Raw genomic sequence first — 5,964 nt, forward strand, 5'->3', positions numbered from 1 at the left:
AAAAAGTTTTAAATATTTTTTTCAAAAAGCCTTGCGATAGTAAAAATAAGTATTAGTTTTGCAACCGCTTAGCGAAGTAGCTGGGTGCGTTCTTAAAAAGTTTTGCCTTCGGAAAAAAAATAAAAATTATTTCAATTTTTATTTTGCCACAAAGAAAAAACGTTTTACATTTGCAGCCGCTAACGCAGTAAGCGTTAAAAGTTCTTAAAAGATTAAATATAAAATCCCTTGGATGGGCGAGAAAAGAAGAGGTTCGATTCCTTTTATTTTAACCAGAAAAGTTGCGTGAGTAACTTTTAAAAAGTTCATTGAAGTATTGAATTGACAGTGTATCTTTTAAACAGCGCAAGTTGTTTAAAAAGAAACGAACAAAAATTAAGACATTATAGAATAATTTTGAGTCTTTACTGAGATGTAAATTTCAGTAATTAAAAATTCCAGTTGATTAGTTATAGTATTGTAAAATTATAATGAAACAACGATGAAGAGTTTGATCCTGGCTCAGGATGAACGCTAGCGGCAGGCTTAACACATGCAAGTCGAACGGTAACATTGGTGCTTGCATCAGATGACGAGTGGCGCACGGGTGAGTAACGCGTATACAATCTGCCTATTACTGGGGTATAGCCCGAAGAAATTTGGATTAACCCCCCATAGTATTAAGAAGTGGCATCATTTCTTAATTAAAACCACGGTGGTAATAGATGAGTATGCGTCCCATTAGTTAGTTGGTAAGGTAACGGCTTACCAAGGCAGCGATGGGTAGGGGTCCTGAGAGGGAGATCCCCCACACTGGTACTGAGACACGGACCAGACTCCTACGGGAGGCAGCAGTGAGGAATATTGGACAATGGAGGCAACTCTGATCCAGCCATGCCGCGTGCAGGAAGACTGCCCTATGGGTTGTAAACTGCTTTTATAGAGGAAGAAACCTCTCTTTGCGAAGAGAATTGACGGTACTCTACGAATAAGGATCGGCTAACTCCGTGCCAGCAGCCGCGGTAATACGGAGGATCCAAGCGTTATCCGGAATCATTGGGTTTAAAGGGTCCGTAGGTGGGCTAATAAGTCAGTGGTGAAAGTCTACAGCTTAACTGTAGAATTGCCATTGATACTGTTAGTCTTGAGTCATTATGAAGTGGTTAGAATGAGCGGTGTAGCGGTGAAATGCATAGATATCGCTCAGAATACCGATTGCGAAGGCAGATCACTAATAATGTACTGACACTGATGGACGAAAGCGTAGGTAGCGAACAGGATTAGATACCCTGGTAGTCTACGCCGTAAACGATGGTTACTAGCTGTTTGGACAATTGAGTCTGAGTGGCTAAGCGAAAGTGATAAGTAACCCACCTGGGGAGTACGTTCGCAAGAATGAAACTCAAAGGAATTGACGGGGGCCCGCACAAGCGGTGGAGCATGTGGTTTAATTCGATGATACGCGAGGAACCTTACCAGGGCTTAAATGTAGTCTGACGTACTTGGAAACAGGTATTTCTTCGGACAGATTACAAGGTGCTGCATGGTTGTCGTCAGCTCGTGCCGTGAGGTGTCAGGTTAAGTCCTATAACGAGCGCAACCCCTGTGGTTAGTTGCCAGCGAGTCATGTCGGGAACTCTAGCCAGACTGCCAGTGCAAACTGTGAGGAAGGTGGGGATGACGTCAAATCATCACGGCCCTTACGTCCTGGGCCACACACGTGCTACAATGGTAGGGACAGAGAGCAGCCACTTCGCGAGAAGGAGCGAATCTATAAACCCTATCACAGTTCGGATCGGAGTCTGCAACTCGACTCCGTGAAGCTGGAATCGCTAGTAATCGGATATCAGCCATGATCCGGTGAATACGTTCCCGGGCCTTGTACACACCGCCCGTCAAGCCATGGAAGCTGGGGGTACCTGAAGTCCGTTACCGTAAGGAGCGGCCTAGGGTAAAACTGGTAACTGGGGCTAAGTCGTAACAAGGTAGCCGTACCGGAAGGTGCGGCTGGAACACCTCCTTTCTAGAGCAAGTGCTTTTAAAGTACAAGCGCAATACTAGAATCGACTAAGGAACTCATAAGAGTTCTATAAGGTCTTAATTTCTGTCAATTTATTTACTAAAAAAAAATGCAGTCTCATAGCTCAGCTGGTTACCCGCCCGCGCCGAAAAGGCACGTTCGGACGGGGAGCGCGACGCTCTTGTAATTAATTGTAAGCGCGTTTGCTTAAAGTAGAGTAGTTGGGATTAGCAAACAGTCTCATAGCTCAGCTGGTTAGAGCGCTACACTGATAATGTAGAGGTCGGCAGTTCGAGTCTGCCTGAGACTACGAAAGTAGGTTAGGGAAGATGAGAAGTTTATCCGCCAAGCGAAAGCGAGGAGGAAGTCTGCCTGAGACTACGAAAGTAGGCGAAGGAAGAAGGCTACGCGTTAATTAATCATTATGAATTTATAATTATTAATTAAAAAAAAGTTCATTAAGATAATAAAGGAAATTCTGGAAGTTGAGTAGTGGTTATAGTCTAACTACTAACTACTATGTACTAACTACTGGTATATGGGGGATTAGCTCAGCTGGCTAGAGCGCCTGCCTTGCACGCAGGAGGTCATCGGTTCGACTCCGATATTCTCCACAATTCCTTAGGTTTAGAGGGTATAGGTAATTTAAACAACCAGGATACAGGAATGTATACAACGTTTAGTTGCTGTCGAATTTAGATTGTTAGAAGGAAAAACGTTCATTGACATATTGAAAGAATAAAGAATACGAGAGAACTCTGTAGCTTATTTATAAGCACAGATAATAAATATATTAAATTAATTTACTAGAGATAGTAAAGAGCAATTTAGGTAAAAGACATAAGCTTTTTAAGGGCGTATGGGGAATGCCTAGGCTCTCAGAGGCGACGAAGGACGTGATAAGCTGCGAAAAGCTGCGGGGATTGGCACATACAAATTGATCCGCAGATATCCCAATGGGGCAACCCACTATACTGAAGGTATAGTATCCGCAAGGAGGCAAACCCGGAGAACTGAAACATCTAAGTACCCGGAGGAAGAGAAAACAATAGTGATTGCGCTAGTAGCGGCGAGCGAACGCGCAGAAGCCCAAACCATATCGTTTACGGACGGTATGGGGTTGTAGGACCACGACATTTAACACTCGATGAACTAGAACAAGTTGGAAAGCTTGGCCAAAGACGGTGACAGCCCGGTATAGGTAAAGGAAGTGAAGATAGTGGTATCCTGAGTAGTGCGGGGCACGTGAAACCCTGTATGAATCCGGCGGGACCATCCGCCAAGGCTAAATACTACTGAGAGACCGATAGTGAACCAGTACCGTGAGGGAAAGGTGAAAAGAACCTTGAATAAAGGAGTGAAATAGACCCTGAAACCATACGCTTACAAGCGGTCGGAGCAGACTTGATCTGTGACGGCGTGCCTTTTGCATAATGAGCCTACGAGTTACCGTTGCCAGCAAGGTTAAGATTTTAAGAATTGGAGCCGTAGCGAAAGCGAGTCTGAATAGGGCGAATATAGTTGGTAGCGGTAGACGCGAAACCGTGTGATCTACCCTTGGGCAGGTTGAAGCTTTGTTAACCCAAAGTGGAGGACCGAACCCGTTGACGTTGAAAAGTCTTGGGATGACCTGAGGGTAGGGGTGAAAGGCCAATCAAACTCGGAAATAGCTCGTACTCCCCGAAATGCATTTAGGTGCAGCGATAATTTAGTTTTATAGAGGTAGAGCTACTGATTGGATGCGGGGGCTTCACCGCCTACCAATTCCTGACAAACTCCGAATGCTATAAAATGATTTTTATCAGTGAGGGCATGGGTGCTAAGGTCCATGTCCGAGAGGGAAAGAACCCAGACCATCAGCTAAGGTCCCCAAATATATGTTAAGTTGAATAAACGAGGTTGAACTGCTTAGACAGCTAGGATGTTGGCTTGGAAGCAGCCATTCATTTAAAGAGTGCGTAACAGCTCACTAGTCGAGCGGTTCGGCATGGATAATAATCGGGCATAAACATATTACCGAAGCTATGGACTTAAATTTATTTAAGTGGTAGGGGAGCATTGTAACAAATTTGAAGGTGTACTGTGAGGTATGCTGGATTGGTTACAAAAGAAAATGTAGGCATAAGTAACGATAATGCGGGCGAGAAACCCGCACACCGAAAGACTAAGGTTTCCTCAGCTATGCTAATCAGCTGAGGGTTAGTCAGGACCTAACGCGAACCCGAAAGGGGTAGTGGATGGACAAGCAGTTAATATTCTGCTACCTGCTTTACAACAAAAGTGACGGAGGCATAAACTTGGTGCGTACTGACGGAATAGTACGTTGAAGTAATCTAAAGATTACGATAGTACACTTAAGCTACGGCGGCGGTGATAATCCAGGGGAGTGACTTCCAAGAAAAGCGAGTAAAGCAGCCTGTACCGTAAACCGACACAGGTAGTTGGGATGAGAATTCTAAGGTGCTCGAGAGATTCATGGCTAAGGAACTAGGCAAAATAGACGCGTAACTTCGGGAGAAGCGTCGCCCACAGCAATGTGGGCCGCAGTGAAAGAGTCCAGGCGACTGTTTATCAAAAACACAGGGCTATGCTAAATCGAAAGATGATGTATATGGCCTGACACCTGCCCGGTGCCGGAAGGTTAAGAGGAGATGTTAGCATTAGCGAAGCATTGAATTGAAGCCCCGGTAAACGGCGGCCGTAACTATAACGGTCCTAAGGTAGCGAAATTCCTTGTCGGGTAAGTTCCGACCTGCACGAATGGTGCAACGATCTGGACACTGTCTCAGCCATGAGCTCGGTGAAATTGTAGTATCGGTGAAGATGCCGATTACCCGCTGTGGGACGAAAAGACCCCGTGAACCTTTACTATAGCTTAGTATTGACTTTGGACAAGTGATGTGTAGGATAGGTGGGAGACGTTGAAGCTGCATCGCCAGGTGTGGTGGAGTCATTGTTGAAATACCACCCTTTACTTGTTTGAAGCCTAACTTCCAATGGAAGGACAGTGCTTGGTGGGTAGTTTGACTGGGGTGGTCGCCTCCAAAAGAGTAACGGAGGCTTCTAAAGGTTCCCTCAACACGGTTGGTAATCGTGTGTAGAGTGCAATGGCATAAGGGAGCTTGACTGAGAGAGATACAGCTCGATCAGGTACGAAAGTAGAGCATAGTGATCCGGTGGTTCCGCATGGAAGGGCCATCGCTCAAAGGATAAAAGGTACTCCGGGGATAACAGGCTGATCTCCCCCAAGAGCTCATATCGACGGGGGGGTTTGGCACCTCGATGTCGGCTCGTCACATCCTGGGGCTGGAGAAGGTCCCAAGGGTTGGGCTGTTCGCCCATTAAAGTGGCACGCGAGCTGGGTTCAGAACGTCGTGAGACAGTTCGGTCTCTATCTACAGTGGGCGCAAGAAATTTGAGTGGATCTGATCCTAGTACGAGAGGACCGGATTGGACAAACCTCTGGTGTACCAGTTGTTCCGCCAGGAGCACTGCTGGGTAGCTACGTTTGGAAGGGATAAGCGCTGAAAGCATATAAGCGCGAAACCCACCACAAGATGAGATTTCTTTAAAGGGTCGTGGGAGACTACCACGTTGATAGGCTATAGGTGTAAAGGCAGTAATGTCATAGCCAAGTAGTACTAATAACCCGTATAGCTTATGTACTCTTCCCCCGGGCAACCGGGGGAGGTGAATTCCTAATGCTATGTGTATTTATCTCGATGTATTTTTTATTTTTTCCATATGTCAACTTATTAGATGGCTGTTTGGTAAAACAAACATCTGTCACCAGTTTAAGATTATAGTCCCGAAGTATCGGGAGGACTTATTAGTCCATTATAGTCATAACAGCTTAAGGTGATTATAGCAACGGGGCTCACCTCTTTCCATTCCGAACAGAGAAGTTAAGCCCGTTAGCGCAGATGGTACTGCTTATTGTGGGAGAGTATGTCGTCGCCTTTTTT

At 45.5% G+C, this 5,964-nt stretch carries 2 tRNA genes and 3 rRNA genes; all 5 read left to right on the forward strand.

The window, feature by feature from the left end:
* Nucleotides 1-478: 478 nt before the first annotated feature.
* The 5 genes from RBU60_RS13935 to rrf all read left to right on the forward strand — a co-directional run bounded on the left by RBU60_RS13935 (nt 479) and on the right by rrf (nt 5,962).
* A 16S ribosomal RNA gene (locus RBU60_RS13935) occupies nt 479-2,002 on the forward strand.
* 233 nt (nt 2,003-2,235) lie between these two features.
* A tRNA-Ile gene (locus RBU60_RS13940) sits at nt 2,236-2,309 on the forward strand.
* A 230-nt stretch (nt 2,310-2,539) separates the two neighbouring features.
* Nucleotides 2,540-2,613: transfer RNA gene (locus RBU60_RS13945), tRNA-Ala, on the forward strand.
* A 224-nt stretch (nt 2,614-2,837) separates the two neighbouring features.
* Nucleotides 2,838-5,665 (forward strand): 23S ribosomal RNA (locus tag RBU60_RS13950).
* 188 nt (nt 5,666-5,853) lie between these two features.
* Nucleotides 5,854-5,962: ribosomal RNA gene (gene rrf / locus RBU60_RS13955) — 5S ribosomal RNA — on the forward strand.
* The 16S, 23S and 5S rRNA genes sit together here with 2 tRNA genes alongside, the layout of an rRNA operon.
* The last annotated feature ends 2 nt before the right edge of the window (nt 5,963-5,964 follow it).

This window comes from Mesonia profundi, from assembly GCF_031085155.1.
Taxonomy (GTDB): domain Bacteria; phylum Bacteroidota; class Bacteroidia; order Flavobacteriales; family Flavobacteriaceae; genus Mesonia; species Mesonia profundi.